Source organism: Dyella sp. PARNA 12/25 (assembly GCF_055702865.1).
On sequence record NZ_JBVQCI010000001.1, the window covers coordinates 291,605 to 315,385 of the forward strand.

25 protein-coding genes are annotated in these 23,781 nt (G+C 62.9%); 19 read left to right on the top strand and 6 right to left on the bottom strand.

What is annotated here, in order from left to right; genetic code table 11:
* Nucleotides 1–61: 61 nt before the first annotated feature.
* Entirely contained in the window at nucleotides 62–1,072 is a 1,011-nt protein-coding gene (gene epmB, locus AC0GUR_RS01310; protein ID WP_472875656.1) for an EF-P beta-lysylation protein EpmB, read from the bottom strand.
* An 83-nt stretch (nucleotides 1,073–1,155) separates the two neighbouring features.
* On the opposite strand from epmB, the gene efp reads away from it, so the two are divergent.
* From efp to AC0GUR_RS01350, 8 genes are all read left to right on the top strand, one after another.
* The gene (gene efp / locus AC0GUR_RS01315; protein ID WP_472875657.1) at nucleotides 1,156–1,725 is read left to right on the top strand and encodes an elongation factor P; all 570 of its coding nucleotides are present in this window, start codon (nucleotides 1,156–1,158) and stop codon (nucleotides 1,723–1,725) included.
* Between the two features lie 240 nt (nucleotides 1,726–1,965).
* Nucleotides 1,966–3,306, top strand: a complete 1,341-nt coding sequence (locus AC0GUR_RS01320; RefSeq protein ID WP_472875658.1) for a TRZ/ATZ family hydrolase — start codon at nucleotides 1,966–1,968, stop codon at nucleotides 3,304–3,306.
* A 10-nt stretch (nucleotides 3,307–3,316) separates the two neighbouring features.
* Nucleotides 3,317–3,571: a YciI family protein gene (locus AC0GUR_RS01325; protein WP_472875659.1), complete on the top strand. Its 255-nt coding sequence runs from the start codon at nucleotides 3,317–3,319 to the stop codon at nucleotides 3,569–3,571.
* Nucleotides 3,572–3,602: 31 nt separating this feature from the next.
* Nucleotides 3,603–4,325: a bifunctional 2-polyprenyl-6-hydroxyphenol methylase/3-demethylubiquinol 3-O-methyltransferase UbiG gene (ubiG, locus tag AC0GUR_RS01330; RefSeq protein WP_472875660.1), complete on the top strand. Its 723-nt coding sequence runs from the start codon at nucleotides 3,603–3,605 to the stop codon at nucleotides 4,323–4,325.
* Nucleotides 4,322–5,002 (top strand): phosphoglycolate phosphatase, encoded by a 681-nt coding sequence (gph, locus tag AC0GUR_RS01335; protein WP_472875661.1) that lies wholly within the window; start codon nucleotides 4,322–4,324, stop codon nucleotides 5,000–5,002. Before ubiG ends, gph begins: the two co-directional genes overlap by 4 nt.
* A complete protein-coding gene (locus AC0GUR_RS01340; RefSeq protein ID WP_472875662.1) occupies nucleotides 4,999–5,838 on the top strand; it encodes a squalene/phytoene synthase family protein in 840 nt (279 codons plus the stop codon). Before gph ends, AC0GUR_RS01340 begins: the two co-directional genes overlap by 4 nt.
* Nucleotides 5,839–5,951: 113 nt before the next feature.
* On the top strand, nucleotides 5,952–6,905 hold the full coding sequence (folE2, locus tag AC0GUR_RS01345) for a GTP cyclohydrolase FolE2 (protein WP_472875663.1): 954 nt from the start codon (nucleotides 5,952–5,954) through the stop codon (nucleotides 6,903–6,905).
* Between the two features lie 357 nt (nucleotides 6,906–7,262).
* Nucleotides 7,263–7,727, top strand: coding sequence for a YbaY family lipoprotein (locus tag AC0GUR_RS01350; RefSeq protein ID WP_472875664.1), 465 nt, complete (start codon nucleotides 7,263–7,265; stop codon nucleotides 7,725–7,727).
* 114 nt (nucleotides 7,728–7,841) lie between these two features.
* Here the strand turns inward: AC0GUR_RS01350 and AC0GUR_RS01355 are convergent, their stop codons facing one another.
* From AC0GUR_RS01355 to yidD, 3 genes are read right to left on the bottom strand one after another with little or no spacing between them, the layout of a single operon-like run.
* Nucleotides 7,842–8,660 carry a M23 family metallopeptidase gene (locus tag AC0GUR_RS01355; RefSeq protein WP_472875665.1) on the bottom strand — a complete coding sequence of 273 codons (819 nt, stop codon included), beginning with the start codon at nucleotides 8,658–8,660 and terminating at the stop codon, nucleotides 7,842–7,844.
* Nucleotides 8,657–9,994, bottom strand: coding sequence for a dihydroorotase (locus AC0GUR_RS01360; RefSeq protein ID WP_472875666.1), 1,338 nt, complete (start codon nucleotides 9,992–9,994; stop codon nucleotides 8,657–8,659). The genes AC0GUR_RS01355 and AC0GUR_RS01360 overlap by 4 nt, the downstream gene beginning before the upstream one ends.
* Nucleotides 9,984–10,244, bottom strand: coding sequence for a membrane protein insertion efficiency factor YidD (yidD, locus tag AC0GUR_RS01365; RefSeq protein WP_472875667.1), 261 nt, complete (start codon nucleotides 10,242–10,244; stop codon nucleotides 9,984–9,986). Before yidD ends, AC0GUR_RS01360 begins: the two co-directional genes overlap by 11 nt.
* Before the next feature lie 120 nt (nucleotides 10,245–10,364).
* Here yidD and dksA point away from each other — a divergent pair, with 120 nt between their 5' ends.
* Nucleotides 10,365–11,477 carry an RNA polymerase-binding protein DksA gene (gene dksA, locus AC0GUR_RS01370; protein ID WP_472875668.1) on the top strand — a complete coding sequence of 371 codons (1,113 nt, stop codon included), beginning with the start codon at nucleotides 10,365–10,367 and terminating at the stop codon, nucleotides 11,475–11,477.
* Nucleotides 11,478–11,632: 155 nt separating this feature from the next.
* Here the strand turns inward: dksA and AC0GUR_RS01375 are convergent, their stop codons facing one another.
* Both AC0GUR_RS01375 and cysS read right to left on the bottom strand, forming a co-directional pair.
* A complete protein-coding gene (locus AC0GUR_RS01375) occupies nucleotides 11,633–12,070 on the bottom strand; it encodes a SufE family protein (RefSeq protein WP_472875669.1) in 438 nt (145 codons plus the stop codon).
* 660 nt (nucleotides 12,071–12,730) lie between these two features.
* Nucleotides 12,731–14,119, bottom strand: a complete 1,389-nt coding sequence (cysS, locus tag AC0GUR_RS01380) for a cysteine--tRNA ligase (protein ID WP_472875670.1) — start codon at nucleotides 14,117–14,119, stop codon at nucleotides 12,731–12,733.
* Nucleotides 14,120–14,382: 263 nt separating this feature from the next.
* On the opposite strand from cysS, the gene AC0GUR_RS01385 reads away from it, so the two are divergent.
* The 10 genes from AC0GUR_RS01385 to argH all read left to right on the top strand — a co-directional run bounded on the left by AC0GUR_RS01385 (nucleotide 14,383) and on the right by argH (nucleotide 23,781).
* On the top strand, nucleotides 14,383–14,919 hold the full coding sequence (locus AC0GUR_RS01385) for a glycine zipper 2TM domain-containing protein (protein ID WP_472875671.1): 537 nt from the start codon (nucleotides 14,383–14,385) through the stop codon (nucleotides 14,917–14,919).
* 327 nt (nucleotides 14,920–15,246) lie between these two features.
* Nucleotides 15,247–16,254, top strand: coding sequence for an N-acetylornithine carbamoyltransferase (locus tag AC0GUR_RS01390; protein WP_472875672.1), 1,008 nt, complete (start codon nucleotides 15,247–15,249; stop codon nucleotides 16,252–16,254).
* 2 nt (nucleotides 16,255–16,256) lie between these two features.
* Nucleotides 16,257–16,895: an FMN-binding negative transcriptional regulator gene (locus AC0GUR_RS01395; protein ID WP_472875673.1), complete on the top strand. Its 639-nt coding sequence runs from the start codon at nucleotides 16,257–16,259 to the stop codon at nucleotides 16,893–16,895.
* On the top strand, nucleotides 16,892–17,371 hold the full coding sequence (locus AC0GUR_RS01400; protein WP_472875674.1) for an OsmC family protein: 480 nt from the start codon (nucleotides 16,892–16,894) through the stop codon (nucleotides 17,369–17,371). Before AC0GUR_RS01395 ends, AC0GUR_RS01400 begins: the two co-directional genes overlap by 4 nt.
* 41 nt (nucleotides 17,372–17,412) lie before the next feature.
* Nucleotides 17,413–18,606, top strand: coding sequence for an argininosuccinate synthase (locus AC0GUR_RS01405; protein WP_472875675.1), 1,194 nt, complete (start codon nucleotides 17,413–17,415; stop codon nucleotides 18,604–18,606).
* A gap of 23 nt (nucleotides 18,607–18,629) precedes the next feature.
* Entirely contained in the window at nucleotides 18,630–19,067 is a 438-nt protein-coding gene (locus AC0GUR_RS01410) for a GNAT family N-acetyltransferase (RefSeq protein WP_472875676.1), read from the top strand.
* A gap of 32 nt (nucleotides 19,068–19,099) precedes the next feature.
* The gene (locus AC0GUR_RS01415) at nucleotides 19,100–20,197 is read left to right on the top strand and encodes an acetylornithine deacetylase (RefSeq protein WP_472875677.1); all 1,098 of its coding nucleotides are present in this window, start codon (nucleotides 19,100–19,102) and stop codon (nucleotides 20,195–20,197) included.
* A 2-nt stretch (nucleotides 20,198–20,199) separates the two neighbouring features.
* Entirely contained in the window at nucleotides 20,200–21,516 is a 1,317-nt protein-coding gene (locus AC0GUR_RS01420; RefSeq protein ID WP_472875678.1) for an acetylglutamate kinase, read from the top strand.
* 3 nt (nucleotides 21,517–21,519) lie between these two features.
* Nucleotides 21,520–22,473: an N-acetyl-gamma-glutamyl-phosphate reductase gene (gene argC / locus AC0GUR_RS01425; RefSeq protein WP_472875679.1), complete on the top strand. Its 954-nt coding sequence runs from the start codon at nucleotides 21,520–21,522 to the stop codon at nucleotides 22,471–22,473.
* A gap of 12 nt (nucleotides 22,474–22,485) precedes the next feature.
* Nucleotides 22,486–23,781: an argininosuccinate lyase gene (argH, locus tag AC0GUR_RS01430; RefSeq protein WP_472875680.1), complete on the top strand. Its 1,296-nt coding sequence runs from the start codon at nucleotides 22,486–22,488 to the stop codon at nucleotides 23,779–23,781.

The following is a 23,781-nucleotide window of genomic DNA, read 5'->3' on the forward strand; positions in this document are numbered from 1 at the left end:
GGGTCACTGCCAGCAGAAATATTCTGGAAGTGACGGGGCCCACAAGTGTGCGGCAGTTCCATTACAGAGGCCGCTTGGATGCTTCGCCGCCGATCTCGCGCACCAGCTTGGGCACCAGGTAGCCGGGCAGGCGGTGGCGAACGGCTTCCACCAGCGCCAGGGCACGGGCATCGTCCACCTCGAAGTGTGCTGCGCCCTGCACCCGGTCGAGTTGATGCAGGTAGTAGGGCAGCACGCCGGCTGCGAACAGGCGTTCGGACAATGCGGCAAGCGTTTCAGCATCGTCGTTGATGCCTCGCAGCAGCACCGACTGATTGAGCAGGGTGGCGCCCGCCTCGCGCAGTCGGGCGCAGGCCGCATCAACCTGCGTATCGAACTCATTGGCGTGGTTGGCATGTAGCACCACAACTCTCTGCAGCGGCAGCGCGGTCAGCCATTGCGTGAATGGCTCATCGATACGCTCGGGCAGCACCACCGGCAAGCGAGTGTGGATACGCAGGCGGGTCACGTGCGGGATCTCGGCCAGACCGCGCGTCAGCTCCTCCAGCTTCGCCGTAGCGAGTGACAGGGGGTCGCCGCCGGACAGGATCAGCTCGGTGATCGAGGTGTCCTGCCGTACATGCTCCAACGCCTTGCGCCACTGGCCGGCGGCGGCCATCTCGTCGCCGTAGGGAAAGTGGCGGCGGAAACAGTAGCGGCAGTTGATGGCGCAGCTGCCGCTGGCGATCAGCAGGGCGCGGCCCTCGTATTTGTGCAGCACGCCCTGGGCCGAGCGGGATGCCATGTCGCCTACGGCGTCGATGGCGAACCCAGGCACCACGTCCAGCTCGGCCAGCTGGGGCAGGGCCTGGAGCAGCAAAGGGTCCTGCGCGTCGCCCTTGCGCATGCGGGCCGCAAAACCGCGCGGAACGCGCGTGGAGAAGCCGGCGTCATCCAGGGGGAGGCGGTCGGCCAGATGCCCAAGATCCACGGCATCCAGCAATTCCCGGGGATCCGTGATGGCATCGCGCCACAGCGCGCGCCAGTCGGTTTCTGGCGGCGATAGGCGGGCGGCGTGGCTTGCGGTTATCATAGTGGGTCTTGAAACGGGCCTCTGGCCCGGGCAAACCCCTATTCTAGCCGCCTCCCAGCGGCATCACATCTGGAGCGCTACGCATGGCCACCGCCGGTCTCAACGACGTCAAGAAGGGTATGAAGATCCTTCACAACAATGACCCCTGGGTCATTACGGACGCCGATTTCATCAAGCCCGGCAAGGGTCAGGCGTTTACCCGCATCTTCATCCGCAACCTGAAGAACGGTCGCACCAGCGAGTCGACCATGAAGTCCAGCGACAGCTTCGAGGTCGCCGACGTCGTCGATACCGACATGCAGTACCTGTACTCCGATGGCGAGTTCTGGCACTTCATGCACCAGGAAAGCTTCGAGCAGCACCAGGCCAGCAAGGCTGGCATGGGCGACGCCGTGAAGTGGCTGAAGGGCGAGGAAGAGTGCGTGGTCACGCTGTTCAACGGCGAGATCATCACCGTGCAGGCACCGAACTTCGTCGAGCTGAAGATTACCGAAACCGATCCGGGCCTGCGCGGCGACACCTCCGGTGGCGGCGGCAAGCCGGCCACCCTGGAAACCGGTGCCGTGGTGCGCGTGCCGTTGTTCGTCACCACCGACGAAGTGATCAAGGTCGACACCCGCACGGGCGAGTACGTCAGCCGCGTCGGCAAGTGACGAATCGGCCCGCGCGCTTGCGCGCGGCTTGCCGATTCGTCATCCCGGCGCAGGCCGGGATCCAGTGAAGTACGTAGTGCGAAGCACACTTCTCCTTCGCACATCCGGACGCAAAGTCACTGGATTCCAGCTTTCGCTGGAATGACGAATAAAGTCGTCACACCGATGAGCAACCATGGGGCGGCCACCGCAAGGTGATCCGCCCCATGTCGTATCCAAACATCGAAAAGCGAGCCCAGGATGAGCCAGACTGCCCCGCAACCCGTCGACCTGTTGATCGAAGCGCGCTGGATCGTGCCGGTCGAGCCGCACGGCGTCGTACTGGAACACCATGCCGTGGCCATCGACAAAGGCGCCATCGTGGCCCTGCTGCCGATCGGCGAAGCGCGCACCGCCTATGCACCGCGCGAGCGCGTCGAGCTGGGCGAACATGTGCTGATTCCCGGCCTGGTCAACAGCCACACCCACAACCCCATGACGCTCCTGCGCGGCCTAGCCGACGACCTGCCGCTGATGGTGTGGTTGCAGAAGCACATCTGGCCGGTGGAAGGGCAGGTGATCGGTCCCGAGTTCGTGCGCGATGGCGTGGAACTGGCCGTGGCGGAGATGATTCGTGGTGGCACCACCTGCACCAACGAAAACTACTTCTTCCCGGATGTGATTGGTGCCACCTATCGCCGCATGGGTTTCCGTGCCGTGGTGGGTCTGCCAGTGATCGAATTCCCCACGGCGTGGGCGAAGACGCAGGACGAGTATTTCGACCGCGCCATCGAAGTGCACGACAGTTTCCTGGGCGATGCGCTGGTGGGCACGTCGTTTGCGCCGCACGCGCCCTACACCGTGTCGGACGAAAGCTTCGAGCGCATCCGCGTGCTGTCCGACCAGCTCGACATTCAGGTACACCTGCATACGCACGAAACTGCGCATGAAGTGGAAGAGGAGAAGGCCAAGAGCGGCCTGCGTCCGTTCCAGCGCCTGCAGAAGCTGGGCATCGTCAACGATCGACTGATTGCGGTGCACATGACGCAGCTCACCGACGCGGAAATCACCGCGTGCGCGGAAGCCGGCGTCTCCGTGGTGCATTGCCCGGAATCGAATCTCAAGCTTGCCTCAGGCTTCTGCCCGGCGGAAAAGCTGCGTCTGGCCGGCGTAAACGTGGCCCTCGGCACCGACGGTTGCGCTTCCAACAACGATCTCGACATGTTCGGCGAAATGCGCACGGCGGCCCTGCTCGCGAAGGCTGTGGCAGGGGATGCCGCGGCATTCGACGCGGCCTATGCGCTGCGTGCGGCGACGCTTAACGGCGCGCGGGCCATGGGCTTGGAAGATCGCATCGGCTCCATCGAGGCAGGCAAGCAGGCCGACCTCGCCGCCGTGCGTCTGTCGGACCTGGAAACCCAGCCGCTGTTCCATATCGCCTCGCAGCTCGCTTACGCGACCGGTCGCCATCAGGTCACCGACGTGTGGATCAACGGTGTTCGCAAGCTCGCCGGCCGAGTGCTCACCGATATCGACACCGACGCTGTGCTGGCCAAGACCCATGCCTGGCGCGAGCGCATTGCTGCCATCGACGCGGGCTGAGGAAACTTTGATGAACCGTTACCTCGTCATGGCTATGCGCCGCCCTGATTTTGATCCGGCCATCGTGCAGCCTCACAAGGATTTCCTTGAAGGCCTGCGAGCCGGTGGCCGACTGGAGATGTCGGGTGGTTTCAGCGACAAATCCGGTGGTGCCTATCTGTTGCTCGCCAACAACATGGATGAAGCGCTTGGCATCGTCCATACGGACCCGGCCCACACCAGTGGCGGCTGGGACATCACGGTCTACGAATGGCATGCGCGCTAAGCTGCGCGCGCCGCTTTGAAGGATGCTTTCGATGCAAGCCGCAACCAATGTAAGCCCCGAGGAAATCGCCCGTTTCGGCAAGCTCGCCGCGCGCTGGTGGGATCCGGATGGCGAATCCCGTCCGCTGCATGATCTGAACCCGGTGCGAGCGGCGTATGTGGCCGATCGTCTGAATCTGCGCGGCGCACGCGTGGCCGATGTCGGCTGCGGCGGTGGCTTGCTCAGCGAAGCGCTGGCAAAGGCCGGCGCGCATGTCACCGGCATCGATTTGGGTGAGAAAGTCATCGAGATCGCGCGCCTACATATGCACGAAACGCGGCTGGACATGCCGTCGCTCGACGTGGACTACCGCGTGCAGTCTTCCGCCGATCTCGCCGCTGCGGAACCGGAAAGTTTCGACGCTGTCTGCTGCATGGAACTGATCGAGCATGTGCCCGATCCAGCGGCATTGGTGAATGATCTGGCGCGCATGGTGAAGCCGGGTGGTGTTGTGGTGATGTCCACGCTCAACCGCACGCCAGCTGCATTTGGCGCTGCCATCCTCGGCGCCGAATACATCATGCAGATGCTGCCGCGAGGCACCCACCACTACGCACAGTTCCTCAAGCCGTCGGAGCTGGGGCGTCTTTTGCGCCATGCCGGCCTCGAAGTGGACGATGTTTCCGGCCTTGGCTACAACCCCATCAACCGTAAGGCCTGGCTCAGCCGCATCACGGCGGTGAATTACCTGATCAGCGCACGCAAGCCCGCATGAAAACCCTTCCGCAAAATATCCAGGGCGTGCTGTTCGATCTCGACGGTACCTTGCTCGATAGCGCCGTCGATCTCTACGGCGCGCTGAAGCTGCAGTGTGTGGAAATGGGTGTGGCCGTGCCGTCGTTCGAGCCGGTGCGTGAGGTCGTGTCGCGCGGTTCGCGAGCGATTCTGCGTTGCGCGTTTCCCGATATCAATGAAGCACAGTTGCTGACGTTGGTGCCGCGTTATCTCGAACTGTACGAGGCGGTGATGGCGGAACACACGCGCCCCTTCGATGGCGTCGACGAGCTGCTGGCAACCATCGAAGCGCAGGGCATCGTCTGGGGCATCGTCACCAACAAGCCGGCGTTTCTCACCGACGAACTGGTGCAGCGCATCGGCTGGTCGCATCGCGCCATGGCAGTGGTCTCCGGCGATACCTTGCCGGTGAAGAAGCCGGACCCGGCGCCGGTGTTGCTGGCCTGCGAGCGGGCGGGGCTGGATCCCACACGCTGCCTGTTTGTGGGCGACGATCAACGCGACATTCTCGCGGGCGGCGCGGCCGGCATGTACACCATCGCCGTGCAGTGGGGTTACCTGGATGGTGGCGATCCGCATCAGTGGAATGCCGATCTCGTGCTCGATCAACCGTCCGATCTGACCGCGCTGCTGCGCCGTCAGCAGGTGACCGCATGAGCGAGGCGGCGCTGCAGAGCTATATCGATAAATGGCTCGCGGTACAGCCGCAGCAACGCATTGCGCTGGCCTTTGTCGATCAGAACACTTATCCGGGCCACATCGCGCTGGCGGCACTGGAGCAGGAGCTGCTTGCCGCCGCTTACGGCATCCGCGAGCCGCAGGTGGCCGCGAGCAAGTTGAACTGGTGGGCGGAAGAACTTGCAGGCGCTGCGGCCAGCGGCGGTCGCCACCCACTGACCCAGGTACTGTTTGACGACGACCGGGCGCACGACTTGCCGAGCGAACAATGGGTGGCGCCTGTACTGGCTGCCATGGCCCAGCTCGAACAGGGCACGGCCGCCGATTTCCCTGCCCAGCTCGCGGCCAGCTCCTTGCTACACGGCGCTGTCGCCTCGCTGGAAACCGCATGGTGGTTTGGGGAAAAGGCTGCCAGCGCACGGGCGGAGCGGGTGGCCACGCTGTCACATCTGTTGTTCTCGCTGCTGCGCCTGGAAGAAGACGCGGACCGTGATCGCCTGGCGCTGCCGATGTCGCGCCTCGCGCGCCATGGCCTGAACCGCAGCGAGCTGCGCGCTACCAGCCCTGCGCGAAACGAGGCGATTAGGGCCCAGTTGGACGATCTTGATGCCGCCTGGCGCGAGGCGGAACGCCTGCCCGGACCGCTCAGCGCCTTCCGGGGGCTGGAGTCTCGCTACGGCCACGCCCTGGTGGCGCGCGCCCGCAAGGCGGCCGACCCGCTGGCGGTGCTGCGCAAGGGGCAAGGGCGGCAGGGGCCGGGCGTGGTCTGGCAAGCCTGGCGGGCCGCCCGTGCCTGGCGTCGCGACGCCGAATAACCCAACGAGGGGACGCAGCGTTTCCCCGGCGCCACTATTGTTAGGCGCGGTTGCTGCCCCAAGATTGACGTCTCTCGAGCGGTCTATCCGCTCGCTGGATCATAGGATTCACCATGTACACCGAGGAAAACACCGCCCGCCTGCTGCCCGATGTGGCAGTTCATGCCCAGCCTCATCTTGTCGGTGAGCTGGATTGGGTCGGTATGGATGGCATCGAGGTGCCGGTGCGTTTCGATGCCGGCGACGGTGATGCGCAGCGCGCCAGCGCGCGCGTCGGTGCGTTCGTCAACCTGCGTCGTCCGGACAAGCGTGGCATCCATATGTCGCGGCTCTACCTGCAGGTGGAGCAGGCGCTGAGTACGCAGACGCTGAGCGCCGCTTCGTTGAGTGAACTGCTGGGTGGGTTCCTCGATTCCCATAAGGATCTATCGGACCGCGCATGCCTCAGCATCCGCTTCGAGCATTTGGTGCGTCGCCCCGCGCTGCGTAGCGGCAACAGCGGCTGGCGTGCCTACCCGGTGACCATCGAGGCCAGCCTGGTCGGCGATCAGTTTCTGCTCGAGTTCGGTACCGAGATCGTCTATTCCTCCACTTGTCCCGCGTCGGCGGCGCTATCGCGTCAGCTGATCCAGGATCAGTTCGCCAAAGACTTCGACGCCTCCGAGCCGATTGAACACGCCGCCGTGGTGGCCTGGCTGGGCAGTGAGAAGGGCATCGTGGCGACGCCGCACGCTCAGCGCAGCGTGGCTCGCCTGCGCGTGCGTCCGGCAGAAGGCGCGAACTTCGATCTGATCAGTCTGATCGATCGCACTGAGCAATCGCTGGGTACGCCCGTGCAGACCGCCGTGAAGCGCGAAGATGAACAGGCATTCGCGCTCGCCAATGGCGGCAACCTGATGTTCTGCGAAGACGCCGCGCGCCGCATTCAGAAGGCACTCGATGCCGATGGGAAACTGGCCGATTTCCATATCCGCGTGGAACACCAGGAAAGCCTCCATCCGCACGATGCCGTGGCTTATGCGAGCAAAGGCATCGAAGGTGGCTACACCGGAAAAGGCTGCGCCTGAGCCGCTGTTTAAGGCAACACTGGTGAAATATCGCCGTCGTCACCAGCCCTGTCTGTTCGCAGGCCACAGGGCCGTTGGCGAAGGCAGACTGGCCGTCTGTCGAGCCAAGGGACCGAAGGCATGCGGACAGACAGGGTTGGCCCCAACGTATTGAATTTGAAATGACGGGGTGATGTCTGGAAGGCCCGCCGGCTGCGCCGCGCGGCTTGGCAAGACGGCCAGTCTTCCCGGCGCCACGCGACACACCCTGCGGGCCTTCCAGACATCATGACGGCGGCGATACTTCACCAGTGTTGCCTTAAGGGCAGCCTGCTAGCATTCCGGGATGCCTGACCTCAGGCTCCCCAGGAGTAACGCATGCTGTCCCGTCTCACGCTATTGGCTGCCGCCACCATTGCACTGTCGGCCTGTTCGATGTTTTCGCACCACGCCAAAGGTGATGCTTCATCGGCGTCTAAGACGCAAGCTGCGGCGCCCGTGAACCAGACGTTGATGAAGTCCCTCGTCGGTGACATTCGCTACGAGTTGCCGCAGCCGTTGCCGGCAGATGCCTATCTGCTGGTGACGCTGGACGATGTAAGCAAACAAGACGTGGCAGCACGCACCATTTCCCAAACGCGCATCGAGCCCGTCGGTGCGTCGCCGGTCGACTTCCTGCTGACCTATGATCCGGCCGATCTGCGCGACGGCGTTGATTTCGCCATCGGCGTGCGCCTGCAGCAGGGCGACAAGCTGCTGGCCATCAACGATACGCGTACGAGTGTATTGGGGCGTTCTGGAGAGAATGGCCCAGTGAGCATCACGCTCAAAGCGGTGCCTTAAGCTTCTTGCTCCCTCTCCCCTTTGGGGTACGCGAAGAGCGGCCATGGATGGCCGCGGCTTTGAGGAGCGAGGAGAGGGCTGGGGTGAGGGGCAATCTCGCGATCGCTACCCAAATCAATTCACGTCGCCGATCCCGGGCAACAACAGCGGATCCAGGCGCACCTCGAACCAGTTGACGCCCCAGTGCACGTGCGGTCCCGTCGCGCGCCCGGTCATGCCGGCAGCACCGATCACGTCACCTTGCTGCACATGCTGGCCGACTTTCACGTCGAGCCGTGACAGGTGCAGAAAGTTGGAGCTGAGCCCAAAGCCATGATCGATCAGCACGGTGCCGCCAGTGAGATACAGGTCGGGCTTGGCGAACGTCACCACACCCGCCGCGGGTGCCTTGACCGGCGAGCCTTGCGGCACCGCGATATCCATGCCCGGATGTGGTGACTTGGGTGTGCCGTTGAAAATGCGCTGGCTGCCAAAACGGCCGCTGATACGGCCCTGCACGGGCCAGATGAACCCATGAAGGAAATCCTCTCGGTCATCATCGCGGCGACGTGCTGCCGCGACTTCCGCCTGCTCGCGTTGGATGCGTGCTGCGATGTCGGGCGGCGGGTTCACCGTTTTCTGAGGCACGCCGTTCACGCGTTCGAGCGGCCAGCTGCGAGGCGTCACTGTGACGCGAGCGGTTTCCCTGCGACCGTCGCGATACCCAAGGGCAATCGTCAGCGGCCCTTTTTCATCGCGACCCGCGCCGAATACCAGGGTGCCGTCCTCACCCACGCGCACGGCCTTGCCGTTGACCGTGGCTGTGGCGACCTCAGGCATCGTGGCAACCACCAGCCCGCCTTGCGAGATGGTGGATGGCAGCGTGGCCGCCATGCCGGGCAGGGCGGCCAGACACAGGGCGAGCAAGGTGCACGCCCGTGTCGTCCAATTCATCGAGCGAAAGCCAGGCGCTGACCGCGTACGCTCTGATCGATCGCACTGCCATCCCACACGCGCTGACCATTGACGAACGTCGCCGCAATCGAGCTGTTGAAGGTGTATCCCTCGAAGGGCGACCAAGCGCACTTGGACAACACTTCCTCGCGGCGCACGGTGTGCGGCTTGTTCGGATCCACCAGCACGAGGTCGGCAGCGTAGCCTTCGCGCAGGAAACCGCGCTCCTTGACGTCAAACAACGTGGCCGGCGCATGCGTCACCGCCTCCACCACGCGTTCCAGCGTCAGCTTGCCCTCGAACACACGCTGCAGCGCCGCCTGCAGGGCAAACTGCACCAGCGGCAGGCCACTCGGCGCCTTGTCGTACAACTGACCCTTTTCTTCCAGCAAGTGCGGCGCGTGGTCTGTGGCCAGTACGTCGATGCGGCCTTCTGCCAGCGCCTTGGTGATGGCCTCGCGATCTGCCGCGGTTTTCACAGCCGGGTTGCACTTGATCAGGAAGCCGAGGCGCTCGTAATCGCGGTCGTCGAAATGCAGGAAATGCACGCAGGTTTCAGCGGTGATGCGCTTGCCCTTGAGCGGGCCCGGCTGGAACAGTGCCAGCTCGTCCGCCGTAGAGATATGCAGCACGTGCAGGCGGCTGTTGTGGCGCGTCGCAAGCTCAATGGCCAGGCGCGTGGACTTGATGCAAGCCTCGCGCGAGCGGATCAGCGGATGCTCCCACGCAGGAATATCGTCGCCGTACTTCGCATGCGCCTTAGCCAGGTTCGCGTCGATCATCGGCGTGTCTTCACAGTGCGTGATGATCGGCGTAGGGGCCTCGCGGAAGATGCCGTCGAGCACTTCCGGGTTATCCACCAGCATGTTGCCGGTGGAGGCGCCCATGAACACCTTGATGCCCGGTGCGGCCAGCGGATCCAGGCGGCGAATGGCCTCAAGGTTGTCGTTGCTGGCGCCCATGTAGAACGCATAATTCACGGCGGAGGTTTCCGCCGCGCGGGCGTACTTGGCCTCCAGCGTGTCGCGATCCAGCGCGGGCGGCTTGGTGTTGGGCATCTCCATATAGCTGGTGATGCCGCCGGCGGCGCAGGCGCGCGACTCGTGCGCAATGTCGGCTTTTTGCGTCAGGCCCGGCTCACGGAAATGCACTTGGTCGTCAATCATGCCCGGGAACAACCACAGGCCGCCGGCATCGATCACCTGCTCACCCGGGCGGGCGTCGAGGTCGCCGGCAATGGCGTCGATGCGCCCCTGCTTCACGCGCACATCGGCATGGAAACGGCGGCCTTCGTTGACCAGTTCGGCGTTCTTGATCAGCCAGTCAGTGGACATGGGGTTCTCCAGGGGGGCAGCAGCGGCGAAAAGTGAACTGCTCGGGTACCGGGTCTTCACCACCCTCGCACAGCGGTTGGCACCGCAACAGGCGCCAGCCTGCCAGCATGCCACCCTTCCATGGACCAAAGCGCACGACGGCAATCCGTGCATAATCGGAACAGCTGGGGTGAAAGCGGCAGCGTTGTCCCAGCAGGGGGCTTAGCCAGCGCTTGTAGAAGCCGAGCAGTAGAAGTATTAGTCGTGTCACGACGAGGCTGCCGAAACAGCTTGCGGCATATAGTTGCGCAAGTATTCCAGAAGCATGGTTGCCGGTGTAAGGTCGTTGGGCTATAACACCGGGCCGCCAAGGCCAAAATGGTGAAGGGAAATGGCGAAAACTACGCGTAGTGCGACAGCCACCAAGCCGCAGAAGGGAAAGCCTGCCGGCAAGGTGAAGGACGTCAAGGCCAGCAAGAAGGTTGTTGCGGCCGGGCGGGGGGTTAAAACGGTGACCGCCAAGGCCGTTCCGGCCAAAAAGACGGTCTCCAAGAAAGTTGCCGTCAAAAAGGCGGTAACGAAAAAGCCTGTCGCCAAGAAGCCTGCTGCCGCCCCCGCGAAGCCTGCTCCCGCCAAACATGTGGTAACCAAGAAAGCAGCTCCCAAGCCGCCGGCCAAGAAGGTTGTTGCGGTCAAGAAGCCGGCAGTGGTCAAGAAAGAGGCAAAACCGGTAGCCAAAAAGGTAGCCGCGCCTGCCAAGAAGCAGCCGCCCAAGGTTGTGGCCAAGCCGGTCGCCGAGCCGCAGAAGGCCCCTAAGGCGGTACCGGCCAAGTCGGTAGCCAAGGTCGCACCCGCCAAGCAGCCCGTCGCTGCCCGGCAGGTGACGCCGGCGCCGGTCAAGGCAACCCCGGTTCCCCCAACGGCGCCGGCCAAGCCGGTCACATCGCCCCTCGCGGGCAAGGTGGCCAGCGCGACCGCACGTCATACCCCCATCAAAACACAGAAAGCCCAGCAGTCCTCGATGAATAAACCTGCAACTCTCGACAATGGCATCACCCGTGAAGACGGCCGCTACGCGCTGCCTTCGACGACGACAATCGACCTACCCAAGGGTTACCGTCCCTCGAATGACGAGGAGTACATGAACCCCAAGCACCTCGCTTACTTCCGCAACAAGCTGCGCGAATGGCGTGAACAGCTCGTGGAAGAGTCGCGCCAGACGATGGAGAACCTGCGTGACGAGGTGCGTGACGTCGGTGATGAGGCCGAGCGCGCCACCCGCGAAACCGAAAACTCGCTGGAACTGCGCACGCGCGATCGTTACCGCAAGCTGATCTCCAAGATCGACAAGGCGCTGCGTCGCATCGAAGAAGGCCGCTACGGCTTCTGCGAGGAAACTGACGAGGAAATCGGCCTGGAGCGTCTCGACGCCCGTCCGATCGCCACCTTGTCGCTCGATGCGCAGGAGCGCCGCGAGCATCTGCAGAAGCAGATGGGCGACTGAGGTCGCGCGTTTGGTGCCGATGAAATAAACAAAGCCCCGCTTCGAGCGGGGCTTTGTTTAAGTAGTGAGCGGAGAGAAGTGAGTAGTGAGAGAAGAGCCTGAGTGTTTTTCTCTCACTTCTCACTTCTCACTTCTCACTTCTCACTTCTCACTTCTCACTTCTGCGCCAAGGTCGCCGCAGCGTACGCCTTAATCTTCGCCAGCATGGCGGCAAGGCCGTTGGAGCGAGTGGGCGACAGATGTTTCGCCAGGCCGATCGCCTCGATGAAGCCAGGTTCGGTGGCGATGATGTCGTGTGCGGAGCGGTCGGAATACACGCGCAGCACCAGGGCAATCAGGCCGGAGACGATGGCGGAGTCGCTGGTGGCCCGGAAGTGCAGCTGGTTGGCACTGCCGCTGGGGGCCAGCCATACCATCGACTGGCAGCCATGGACGCGATAGTCCTCGGTTTTCAGTTCTTCCGGGAATTCGGGGAGTTGTTTACCGAGGTCGATGAGGTACTGGTAGCGCTCGGTCCAGTCGCCGAAGAAGGCGAATTCATCGACGATGTCTTGCTGGGCTTGAGCGGCGGTGGGTGTGGCGATGGCATTCATGTTGCCTATTATCGCGCGTTTGTCGACCCGCTGCTTTTTGTGCTCTCTCTCCCTGATGAGGAGAGGGTTGGGGTGAGAGGTGGGTGCTCGCGTGCATGCGTGTTCCCCCTCACCGTCATCCCCGCGAAAGCGGGACAAGCGCGAAGCGCGCAGAACGCCCGTAGGGCGGCCCCGAAGGGGCGAGCGAAGCGAGTCATCCAGTGACTTTGCTCTCGGCCTTGAAAGAGGCGCTACCGTCAGCGTGCCGCCTACGCGGCGGGCGTTTCGACCTTCTGCCGAAGGCCGAGTCACTTTTCTTTTGCTGGCCCAAAAGAAAAGTAACCCAAAGAAAACGGCCTTCAGAGCGGGGTTGCCGTAGCGTCGTGATTAATACGAGCCTTGCCGTCCGCGAAGCCCCGATCGTCACGATCGCCCGACAAGTGGTACGGCTACACCGCAACGCGCCATCGCGAAGAGGACTTAAGGCAGTCACTCGCTTCGTTGGTAGTTAGGAGCGCGCGATGCACCACACCCCGGCCCTCTCCCCTTCGGGGAGAGGGCCGGGGTGTGGGCCGGGTGCTTGCGCAAACGCCTGTGTTTATCGATGCGGTGTGCAGCCTTTAGGCGCGCAGAGCCATGGTTGAGAGCGGCACATATGACCGCCCCCAAAGGGCCAAAACATCACCCCTTAATCACACTCCACCGCGTGCCCTGTGCGCCATCCTCAATGGCAATACCCATTGCCGTGAGTTCTTCACGAATCTCATCAGCACGCTTGAAATTCTTCGCCGCACGAGCAGCACGACGCTCTTCCAGCAGCGCTTCGATGCGTGCCTCGTCGACTTCAGTCGCTCCGGTGGCGTGCTTGAACCACGCTTCCGCATCCTGCTGCAGCAGGCCAAGCAAGGCACCTGCGCCAAGCAGTGCAGCCTTGGCAGTGCGCTTGGATTCAAGGTCGCCAGCCTGGCGCGCGTCATCCGCCAGCTGCGAGAGCTCAGCCAATGCCTGCGGCGTGTTGAGGTCGTCGCACAGTGCAGCTTCGACGGTTGGCGGCACCGGAAGATGGGCGGTGTCGACGTCGATATCCACCAGATCGCGCAGCACGCGATACCAGCCGTCCAGGGTGCTGATCGATTGCTGGACAGCTGCTTCCGACCAGTCCAGCGGCTGGCGGTAGTGGCCGCGCAGCAGCAGCAGGCGCAGTGCTTCGGGCGGGTGTTCCTTCAGCAGCTCATGCACCAGCATCACATTGCCCAGTGACTTGGACATCTTGCGGCCGCTGAAGGTCAGCATGCCGTTGTGCAGCCAGTAGCGGGCAAACACCTTGCCGCCATGCGCGCAGGTGGACTGGGCGATTTCGTTTTCGTGGTGCGGAAACTGCAGGTCCACGCCACCGGCGTGGATGTCGATGGTCTCGCCCAGGTGGGCCTCGCTCATGGCCGAGCATTCGATATGCCAGCCCGGGCGGCCGCGGCCCCAGGGGCTGTCCCAGCCCGGCAGTTCGGGTGTGGAGGGTTTCCACAGCACGAAATCGCCGGGGCTTTTCTTGTACGGGGCCACTTCCACGCGGGCGCCGGCAAGTAGTTCTTCCGGGTCGCGTCCGGATAGGGCGCCGTAGGCCGGGTAGGACCCGACTTCGAACAGCACATGGCCTTCGGCTGCATAGGCGTGGCCGTTCGCGATCAGCTGCTCGATCATTGCGATAATCTGAGGGATGTGCGCGGTAGCGTGCGGCTCGATATCCGGCGGGGCAATGCCCAGCTTGGCCATGTCCTCGCGGTAGGCCTGGGTGTAGCGACTGGTGATTCTTTCGATGCCGACGCCTCGTTCCAGGGCGGCCGCGTTGATCTTGTCGTCCACGTCGGTGATGTTGCGGGCGTAGACCACGTGCGCGTAATGGCGACGCAGCAGGCGCGCCAGCACGTCAAACAGCACCGGGCCACGCGCGTTGCCGATGTGCACGTAGTTGTAGACCGTCGGCCCGCACAGGTACATGGTCACCCGGTCCGGGTTGAGGGGGGTGAACGGTTCAACGCGGCGCGTCAGGCTGTTGTGGAGCGAAATCGGCATCGGTCTGGAGGTCCGGACGGTGGGAGCGGGCGCCAAGCGGGCGCAAGCCGGTCGCGCATCTTAACAAGCTGCAGACCGCTCCGCAGGGGCGGAAGGGGGTTCCATGGGGCTTGTCCCGGCAACCGGCGGGCCAAACGCATGAATGCAGACTTTGGCTTACAGGGTCTCCGAAAACCTTCTAAGCCTCGATTCAGTGTGAATTTGATGCAATGAATGCTATGAGGCGCACAGAAGCGTCTGTTTGGCTCCAAGCGGAGGTCGTAATGACCAAGTGGTTGTTCCCCGCGCTGGTGTTGTCCCTCGGGACCACCGGCGTTTTCGCGCAGGATGCGCGGTACCCAAATCAGAATGACGACAACACTCACTACGGGTGGGCCGACGTGCTGCGCGTCGATCCGGTGTATGGGGTGGCGCGCACCGAGGTGCCCCGTCAAGAATGCTATGACCAGCAAGTGGTGCGTCAGGCCCCCAGCCAAGGTTCGACAGCCGGCACCATTCTGGGCGCCGTCGTGGGCGGTGTGCTGGGTAGCACCGTCGGCAAGGGCAATGGCCGTACCGCGGCCACAGTGGGCGGTGCGGTGGTCGGCGGCGCCGTGGGCAATGGCGTCACTCAATCGGGTGGCGGCGAGTACCAAACCACCGAACCCCATTGCCGCCAGGTCAGCGCGGTGAGCGAGCAGCGCCGCATCATGGGTTACGACGTGGAATACCGTTATCGTGGCGAGGTCTACCTGTCTCGTCTCAACTACGACCCGGGTGAGCGCCTGCGGGTGCGGGTCAGCGTTTCTCCCGCTGACTGAGACACGCTGCGATCGCCGCCTACGGGTGGCGATTTGCCGTCCGGCGCTGCCATCCGCGACTCCCGTTGTTGCATGGCAGCGAAAATCCCGTCATCATGCAAGTTCAACCTCCCGGAACCTCCATGTCCGCAGCCGTCTATACCGCTACTGTCCTCACCAGCGCCCGCATGGCCGCTGGCATGACGTCGCGTGCTCGCCGACCGTTGGTCCGACATTCGGCCGGGTAGGCTGTCGCACGCGTTTAATGTGTATCGACGACAAAACCCGGCCTATAGCCGGGTTTTTTTGTTTCCGGGTTTTGAAGATTCCACAAGGGCATCCACCAACATGACGCTTCGCCACTTTCTGACCACCCAGGACTACAGTCGCGCCGAGATCGACGCGCTGCTCGAGCAGGCTGCGGCCTTCAAGCGCTCGCCGCGCGGCCAGCAGTTGGCCGGCAAGTCGGTGGCGCTGATGTTCTTCAACCCATCCATGCGTACGCGTACCAGCTTCGAACTGGGCGCGTTCCATCTGGGCGGCCACGCCATCGTGCTGGCGCCTGGCAAGGACGCGTGGCCCATCGAGTTCGACGTGGGCACCGTGATGGATGGCGATACGGAAGAGCACATTGCCGAGGTGGCGCGCGTGCTCTCGCGCTATGTGGACCTGATTGCCGTGCGCGCCTTCCCGAAGTTCCAGAACTGGTCGGTGGATCGCGAGGACAACGTCATCAAGGCGTTCGCCAAGTACGCCACGGTGCCCGTGATCAACATGGAAACCATCACTCACCCGTGCCAGGAGCTGGCGCACGCTCTGGCACTCAAGGAACACCTGGGCGACCTGCAGAACAAGAAATACGTGCTGACCTGGACCTACCACCCCAAGCCGCTCAACACGGCGGTGGCCAATTCGGCCTTGCTGATCGCCACCAAGATGGGCATGGACGTGACCCTGCTATGCCCCACGCCCGATTACGTGCTCGACGAGCGCTACATGGAGTTCGGCTACCAGAACGCGAAGGAGAACGGCGGTTCGCTCAAGGTCAGCCACAACATCGAGGATGCCTACAGCGGTGCCCACGTGGTGTACGCCAAGAGCTGGGGTGCGCTGCCGTTCTTCGGCCGCTGGGATCAGGAGAAGCCCATCCGCGAGGCGAACAAGCACTTCATCGTGGACGAGGCGAAGATGGCGCTGACCGACAACGGCCTGTTCAGTCACTGCCTGCCGCTGCGCCGCAACGTGAAGGCGACCGATGCCGTGATGGATTCGCCGGCATGTATCGCCATCGATGAGGCTGAGAACCGCTTGCACGTGCAGAAGGCGGTGATGGCCTCGCTGATCGGCCAGGGCTGATCATGTACCTTCCCGCGCACTTCAAGGAAACAGACCGCGACAAGCTGCACGCGCTGATGCGCGAGTACCCGTTCGCCACGCTGGTGGCGAACGGCGAGGGCGGGCTGGCGGCGAATCATCTTCCGCTGGAACTGGTCGACGGAGTACTTCACGGACACGTCGCCCGCGGCAACGAGCTGGCAAAGCTCGATGGCGCCGAGGTGTTGGTGATCTTCCGTGGCCCCGATGCCTACGTGAGCCCGAACTGGTATCCGAGCAAGCAGGAAACGCATCGTGAAGTGCCGACGTGGAACTACGCCGTGGTGCATGTGCATGGCCGTCTGCGCACGACTACGGACGCCACGTGGTTGCGTCAGTTGCTGGAGCGTCTGACCGATCGCCATGAGGCGGGCCAGCCGCAGCCATGGCATGTCTCCGATGCGCCGGAAGATCACATTGAAAAGAACTTGCGCGCCATCGTGGGTCTGGAGATCACCATCGATCGCATCGAAGGCAAGTTCAAGTTGAGCCAGAACCATCCCGCTGCCAATCAGGCCGGTGTCATGGCCGGGTTGCATGAGCGTGGTGGTCGCGGTGATGCGGATCTGGCGGATCTGATGTTGCAGCAGGACGCATCTCGGCAAGAAGGGGACAGGTCATGAGCCATACGCATCCGCACCACTACAAGGTCGACGTGACCTGGACGGGTAATCAGGGCACCGGCACCAAGACCTACCAGGGTTATGGTCGTAGCCATGAGATCCGCATCGCCGGTAAACCGGTGATCGAAGGCTCATCCGACCCGATGTTTCGTGGCGATGCCAGCAAGCTCAACCCGGAGGACATGCTGGTGACGGCGTTGTCCACCTGCCACATGCTGTCCTATCTGCATCAGGCAGTGTTGGCTGGCGTGGTCGTTACCGCTTACGTCGACAGCGCCGAGGGCAACATGGAAACCACCGCGCACGGTGGCCACTTCACCGAAGTGGTGTTGCGCCCGGTGGTCACCATCACCGCGGACAGCGATCCTGCCAAGGCCGAGGCCGCGCATGAGGCGGCGCATCACGGTTGTTTCATCGCCAATTCCGTGAATTTTCCGGTGCGCTGTGAGCCGCGCATCGTGGTTCAATCGAACTAGTCAATTATCCGTTTAGCCTTCTATTTCAGGATCAGCAAGCCATGAGCAAAGATATCGTTCTCGCCTTCTCCGGTGGCCTCGACACCAGCTTCTGTGTGCCTTATCTCAAGGAGCGCGGTTGGGCCGTGCACACCGTCTTTGCCGATACCGGCGGCGTGGATGCCGAGGAGCGTGCCTATATCGAGCAGCGCGCCAAGGAGCTGGGCGTGGCCAGCCATGTCACCGTCGACGGTGGCCCTGCGATCTGGAACGGCTTCGTCAAGCCGTTCGTGCATGCCGGTGAGGCTTATCAGGGCCAGTACCCGCTGCTGGTGTCCGACCGCTACCTGATCGTGGATGCTGCCATCGCTCGTGCGAAGGAGCTGGGCACCAAGGCCATCGCCCACGGTTGTACCGGTATGGGCAATGACCAGGTGCGTTTCGACCTCGCCGTGAAGGCGCTGGGTGACTACGAGATCGTGGCGCCGATCCGCGAAATCCAGAAGGAGCACACCCAGACCCGCGCCTATGAGCAGGCATACCTGGAAGAGCGCGGCTTCGAAGTGCGCGCCAAGCAGAAGAGCTACACCATCAACGAGAACCTGCTGGGCGTGACGCTTTCCGGCGGCGAGATCGACCATTGGAAGACGCCGGGCGAGGGCGCCCGTGGCTGGTGCAAGCCGCGCGCCGAATGGCCGTCCGAAAAGCTGTCGGTCACCCTCGGTTTCGAGCAGGGTGAGGCAGTGTCGCTCAACGGTCAGAAGATGCCGGGTGACAAGCTGCTGGCCAAGCTCAACGAACTGTTTGCGCCGTATGGCGTGGGCCGTGGCATGTACACCGGCGACACCACCATCGGCCTGAAGGGCCGCATCGTGTATGAAGCGCCGGGCCTGATCTCCCTGCTTGCCGCACACCGCGCCCTGGAAGAGGCCGTGCTCACCAAGCAGCAGAACCGCTTCAAGCCGGACGTGGCGCGCAAGTGGGTGGAAGTGGTGTACGAAGGCTTCTATCACGACCCGATCAAGACCGACCTGGAAGCCTATCTGGCCTCCAGCCAGAGCAAGGTCAACGGTGAAGTGGTGCTGGAAACGTCCGGCGCCCAGGTCACGGCGGTGGAAGTGCGTTCGCCGCACATCCTCAATGCCAAGGGCGCGACCTACGCGCAGTCGGCCGACTGGGGTGTGGCTGAGGCCGAAGGCTTCATCAAGCTGTTCGGCATGAGCAGCACGTTGTGGGCTGAAGTGAACCGCGGCTAAGACCCATCCGGGAGCACGATGAGATGGATGGCAACCTGCAAGTTTCGACCGATAAGCAACAGCTCGATGTCGCGCTGATACATGAGTTTCTTTCGACCGGCTCGACCTGGGCGAAAGGCATTCCACTATCGACCGTACGCAGGTCCATCGAACACTCACTGTGCTTCGGCGGTTACACGGACAGCGGCCAGGTGGCGTTTGCGCGGGTCATTTCGGACTTTGCGACATTCGCCAACCTGGTTGATGTGTTCGTGCTTCCCGAGCATCGCGGCAAGGGCTACGGCAAGCGCGTGGTGGACGCGGTGATGGCACATCCGGATCTGCAGGGGTTACGCCGTTTCACCCTTGCAACGTTTGACGCGCATGATCTCTATGCGCGGCACGGTTTCACCATGCCGTCCAGCCCCGACACACTGATGGAAATCTATCGACCTGGCATCTATCAGCCGGCGCCGTTGTAACGGTCCGGGCGGCACACAACAACGACAAACTCATGAGCGAACTACTCGACGCAACCCTCAGGCATCTCCGCGCGCTGGTCAGCTACGACACGCGTAATCCGCCCCGTGAAATCGGTACGGGCGGGATCTTCGACTACCTGCGGGCGAACCTGCCGGGCTTCGATGTTACCGTGACCGACTACGGCGCTGGCGCCGTGACGCTTTATGCCGTGCGTGGCCAACCGAAAGTACTGTTCAACGTGCACATGGACACGGTGCCCGATTCGCCGCACTGGACGGCCAACCCGCATGAGCTGCGCGTGACGGAAGATCGCGCGATCGGCCTGGGCGCCTGCGATATCAAGGGCGCCGCCGCAGCGCTGCTGGCGGTGGCCAATGTGACCGACGGTGACATGGCGTTGCTGCTGTCCACCGATGAAGAGGCCAACGATCCGCGTTGCATCGCCGGCTTCCTCAAGCAAAAGCCCGCTTACGATGCCGTGATCGTGGCTGAGCCGACCAAGGGTGAGGCGGTGCTGGCGCATCGTGGCATCCATTCGGTGCAGATGCGCTTCAAGGGCAGTGCAGGGCATGCGTCCGGCGAGCAAAAGCCAAGTGACAGTGCGCTGCATCAGGTGATGCGTTGGGGCGCTGCGGCACTCGATTTCGTCGAAAAGCAGTCGCACGAGCGTTTCGGCGGCCTCACCGGTTTGCGCTTCAACATTGGCAAGGTCGAGGGTGGCATCAAGGCCAACATGATTGCGCCCTCGGCTGAGGTGCGTTTCGGCTTCCGTCCGTTGCCCACCATGGCGCCGGATCAGTTGCTGCACACCTTCCGCACCCTGGTTGAACCGCAGCCGGTGGCGTTCGAAGAACTCTTCCGTGGCGATTCGTTGCCGGCGGGCGACACCGCTACAGCAGAGGCGCGCCGGCTGGCGGCCCGTGACCTGGCAGACGAGCTGAACATCCCCATCGGCAACGCCGTGGACTTCTGGACCGAGGCCGCGTTGTTCTCCGCGGGTGGCTACATCTGCTTCGTCTACGGCCCTGGCGACATTGCCCAGGCGCACACGGCCGATGAGTGGGTTGCTCTGGGCCAGCTTCAACACTACGCCGAAACCATTTACCGCATCATCGATAAGAGCAAGTAAACGTGGAAGCTCACAAGCACACCAGGAAAACCATCGTCCGCTTGCTTTCGAGCATGGGTAGCGCGAAGGAAATCCAGCAGTACCTTAAGCGTTTTTCGCAGCTGGACGCCAAGCGCTTCGCCGTAGTGAAGGTCGGTGGCGCCGTGCTGCGCGATGATCTGCCGGCGCTCACCTCATCGCTGACTTTTTTGCAGCAGGTGGGTCTTACCCCCATCGTGCTGCATGGCGCTGGCCCGCAGCTGGATGAAGAGCTGTCGGCAGCAGGTATCGAAAAGCACACCGTGAACGGCTTGCGCGTCACCACGCCCAGGGCGCTCGCCATCGTGCGCAAGGTATTCCAGGAGCAAAACTTGCGCCTGGTCGAGGCGCTGCAGACCATGGACACCCGCGCCACCTCGGTGCTTTCGGGCGTGTTCACGGCGAGCTATATCGACCGCGACATCTATGGCCTGGTTGGCAAGGTCAGCGATATCAACCTCGCGCCGATTGAGGCCAGCCTGCGTGCCGGTTCCATTCCGGTGATCGCCAGCCTGGGCGAGACGGAAGAGGGGCAGATCCTCAACGTCAATGCCGATTTCGCAGCCAATGAGCTGGTGCGCGTGTTGCAGCCGTACAAGATCGTGTTCCTCACGGGCACGGGTGGCCTGCTGGATGACCAGGGCAAGATCATCGACTCGATCAATCTCAGCACCGAGTTCGATCATCTGATGTCGCAGCCGTGGATCAACGGCGGCATGCGCCTGAAGATTGAGCAGATTGCCGACCTGCTGAGCGATTTGCCGCTCACGTCTTCGGTCTCGATCACCAAGCCGTCCGAACTGGCGAAAGAGCTGTTCACGCATAAGGGTTCCGGCACGCTGGTGCGTCGCGGTGAGAAGGTGAAGCGCTTCGAATCCTGGGAAGGTATCGATCTGGAGCGCATGCGTCTTCTCATCGAGTCGAGCTTTGGCCGGACGCTGGTGCCGGACTACTTCGAGCGCACCAAGCCATTCCGCGTCTATGTGAGCGAAAACTATCGCACTGCGATGATCCTCACTCAGGAAAACGACTTGCCGTACCTCGACAAGTTCGCCGTGCTCGATGACGCGCAAGGTGAAGGCCTTGGCCGTGCCGTGTGGCAGGTGATGCGTGAGGAAAATCCGCAGTTGTTCTGGCGCTCGCGCCATGGCAACGCCGTTAATCATTTCTACTACGCCGAATCGGATGGCTGCCTCAAGCAGCCGCGCTGGAAAGTGTTCTGGTACGGCATTGAAGACTTCGGCACGATCGCGAGCTGCGTCGCGCACTGCGCCGAACGACAGCCGACTCTGGTGGACTGAATCATGAGCACAACTAAACATCGCATCGGCATCGTGGGCGCCCGTGGCCACACGGGCGCGGAGCTCATCCGGCTGGTGGCCGCGCACCCGGCGCTTGAGCTGATGTTCGTGTCATCGCGCGAACTTGACGGCCAGCGGGTCGCTGACCACGTCAATGGCTTCCATGGTGAGCTGCGCTATGCCAGCCTCGATCCTGAGGCTGTGGCAGCGCAGGGCGCCGACGTGGTGGTGCTGGCGCTGCCCAATGGCAAAGCGGCGCCGTTTGTCGAAGCTATCGACAAGGCCAAGCCAGATACCCTGATCGTCGACCTCTCTGCCGACTATCGCTTCAATGAAAAGTGGTACTACGGCCTACCGGAGTTGACCCGCGAGCGCTGGCGTGGCGAGAAGCGCATCAGCAATCCGGGCTGCTATGCCACCGCTATCCAGCTGTCGATTGCACCGCTGAAGGATCTGCTGGCGGCGCCGCCGGTGAGCTTCGGTGTCTCCGGCTATTCGGGCGCGGGCACCACGCCGTCGGACAAGAACGATCCGGAAAAGCTGCGTGACAACCTGATGCCGTACTCGCTCACCGGTCATATGCACGAGAAGGAGGCGAGCCGTCACCTCAACGTGCCGGTGGAGTTCATGCCGCACGTGGCGCCGCACTTCCGCGGCCTTACGGTGACCACCAACCTCTACCTTGCTCGTCAGGTGAAGCGCGAGGACATCGTCAACCGCTTCAAGGGCGCCTACGAGGGCGAGAAGCTGGTGCACGTAGTGGACGAGGCACCTTGGGTCAGCCACATCGCGCATAAGCATCATGTGGATATCGGCGGCTTCGCCGTGTCCAACGATGGCAAGCGCGTGGTGGTAGTGGCCACGCTCGATAATCTCTTGAAGGGCGCGGCGACGCAGGCCATGCAGAACATCAATCGCGCCATTGGCGTGGACGAATACACGGCAATTCCGGTTTAAGGCGATACGAACATGACCCAGCCCCTCTGGCAAAAATCCAACATCAAGATCGACGCCCGCATCATGACGTTTCTCGCCGGCGACGACGTGGTGCTGGATCGCGAGTTTTTCCTGCACGACATCACGGCCAGTGAGGCCCACGTGGAAGGTCTGGCCAATATCGGCGTGGTGAGCGCCGATGAGGCGGCAGCGCTGAAGCGCGAGCTGGATGTGCTGGCAGAAGACTTCCGCGCTGGCACCTTCGTGCTGGATGATCGCTACGAAGACGGCCATTCGGCCATCGAGGCGCGTCTCACGGAGCGCCTCGGCGACGCAGGCCGCCGCGTTCACACCGGTCGCAGCCGTAACGACCAGATCCTGGTCGCCACGCGACTGTGGCTGAAGGAAAAGCTCGCCGAGCTGGAGCATCACTGCCGCGCCATCGCCAACGTGTGTCTTGACCGTGCGGCGCAGCTGGCGATCCCGATGCCGGGCTATACGCATCTCCAGCGTGCGGTGGTGTCTTCCACCGGTATGTGGTTTGCCGGTTTTGCCGAGGGCTTCATCGACAACGCATTGCGTGCGAAGCAGACGGCCTTGTTGATCGACGCCAATCCGCTGGGTACGGCTGCCGGCTATGGCGTGAACCTCAAACTCGATCGTGAGCACACCACGCAGGCACTGGGCTTTGCCCGCATGCAGGTGTCGCCGATCTATGCGCAGCTGTCGCGCGGCAAGTTCGAAATGGCTGTGCTGGAAGCGATTGCCGGCGCCTTGCTGGACGTGCGCCGCCTGGCGTGGGATCTATCGCTGTTCACCACGGCGGAGTTCAACTTCGTGAAGCTGCCGTCGGAGTACACCACGGGCAGTTCGATCATGCCGAACAAGCGCAATCCGGACGTGGTGGAGTTGTTGCGCGCCAGCTATGCCAGCGTGGCTGCGGCACGTACCGAGATCGAGCAGCTGCTGTCGCTGCCGACCGGCTACCAGCGCGACCTGCAGTTCTCCAAGGGTTCGCTGTTCCACGGTTGCCGCCACGGCCTCGCAGCGCTTGAGCTGGTGCCTGATCTGCTCGCGCGCATGGAATGGAACGAGCCAGCCATGCGGGCGGCCATTGAGCCGGCTATGTACGCCACAGATGTGGCTATCGAGCAGGCCGCGGCAGGCGTGCCGTTCCGTGATGCCTATCGTGCCGCGGCCGATGCGGCTGCGTCGGCCGGCGCGGGCAGGACGCCGGAGACTAGTCTGGAAGCGCGCGTATCACCCGGCTCCGGGAATGATCTGCGCCTGGAATCGTTGCGCGATAGACTCAGTCGTCTAGACGGCTAA